At 58.5% G+C, this 234-nt stretch carries 1 pseudogene; it reads left to right on the plus strand.

Annotation, left to right across the window (positions count from 1 at the left end):
* Nucleotides 1-109 precede the first annotated feature (109 nt).
* Nucleotides 110-234: pseudogene (locus tag M8J71_RS23815) on the plus strand (IS982 family transposase); the annotation flags it as partial.

Below are 234 nucleotides of genomic sequence, written 5' to 3' on the forward strand. Positions count from 1 at the left end.
CTACTGATACGACATGCTCCTGTACCCGGGGACCTAGATGAGTAAGTCTTATTGCCGTGGCGGGGCGCGGGAGCTTTTAAAGTAGGGCGGAGAGTGTTAAGCCGGGGTTGTGAACTCGCAACTAAACCCTCTCCTGACCACACTTTACGTCTATTTGGATGACCACGTGCTGCCGGACCTGGGTGTGTCCAGGGCTGGCCGGCCGGGCCGGAAACCGGTGTTGAGCGACGCTGA

It is taken from the genome of Pseudarthrobacter sp. R1, assembly GCF_024494415.1.
GTDB lineage: Bacteria > Actinomycetota > Actinomycetes > Actinomycetales > Micrococcaceae > Arthrobacter.